General features: G+C 29.0%; 1 protein-coding gene. It reads right to left on the reverse strand.

The window, feature by feature from the left end; genetic code table 11:
• Positions 1-6: 6 nt before the first annotated feature.
• Positions 7-1,278: a nickel pincer cofactor-dependent isomerase, group 22 gene (locus NSA58_RS20320; RefSeq protein ID WP_074429763.1), complete on the reverse strand. Its 1,272-nt coding sequence runs from the start codon at positions 1,276-1,278 to the stop codon at positions 7-9.
• Between the last annotated feature and the right edge of the window lie 36 nt (positions 1,279-1,314).

Raw genomic sequence — 1,314 nt, forward strand, 5'->3', positions numbered from 1 at the left:
AACATTTTATACGATAAAATTACCATAATCATCAAACTTAATATTAAAATAATCGCCTTCCATTTTAACCATATTATAATCATTTATATTATTATAGGCTTCCTTGCTCATGTATATTTTATTTAAGTTTTTAGTATTTTCTATTATAACTAATTTAATATCTTGATGGTTTAAAATACCGCAGGTTTTGGCGCAAGCTTTGAACACATATTCATCATTATCTAGGACCATTGGAAGCTTAATACTATTTGGCTCTGTGGAAGTTATGGCATTTAAGTATGTACTTTCAAATTCAACTTTTTCATAAAATTGCTTACTTATAAAATCAGCTAAGCCCATTCCATTTGCATTACCATTTGAGTCACTATTTAAATTTAACAATCCTATTTTTGTAATACTAGGTCCTCCAGATGCCGCTTTAGTATGATATCTTCCTATTATATTTGTGTCCATACCAGTACCACTTATATTTTTACCTATTTCTTTTATAATCAGTACATCTATATTATCCAAATATAATTTTCCCATTAATTCCTTTGATTTTTCTAATAATATTGGCTCTTTTATAAGAATTTCTTCTTTATTTAAAATATGTACTTCAGCCACCTCATCATATGCATTTTCTATTGTTGCCAAACCAAAGAGTATATTTAATTTATTAATAGACACTTTTGCTGACTCTTCAATATTTTCAGCCATTTTTTCAAACCTTAAAGAATGCGTAGTATCTGCACCCTTTCTTTTTCCAAGACCAATTGCTAGCATTTTTACAAGTCCACTTTCATATTTTCCCCTAAATGATGTATGTGGCTTAACTCTATTGATAAGTATTATTCCATCAGCATTAAATGCATTTTTATCAATATACACAGGAAGATCTTTAATTGTTCTACCTATTTCAACTACCTCCATAGAAGATTTTATTTCGCAGCCCATGCTTTCCTTTGTAATACCTAGCTTTTCAAGTATATGCTTTTGCCCAATGGCATCTCCTCCACCGTGACTACCCATAGCTGGTACGATAAAAGGAACTCCACCTTCTTCTTTCACGAAATCTACTATAGTTTTCATTATTATGCTATAATGACTAATCCCCCTGCTTCCACCTGTTATAGCCACAGTTTTTCCCTTTTCAATTTTATTTTTGAAATTATCTTCTTTTAATAATTTTTTAATTTCTGCTTTTACATCTTCTATTTTTCTTTTATCAAAATTCTGTTTAACTTTTACTATCTCAGGAAGCTTAATTTCTTCTAATATACTATTAATTTTATTCATCAAATCCCCCCTATTAACTTTCTATTTATATTTTAG

It is taken from the genome of Terrisporobacter muris, from assembly GCF_024621905.1.
GTDB lineage: Bacteria > Bacillota > Clostridia > Peptostreptococcales > Peptostreptococcaceae > Terrisporobacter > Terrisporobacter muris.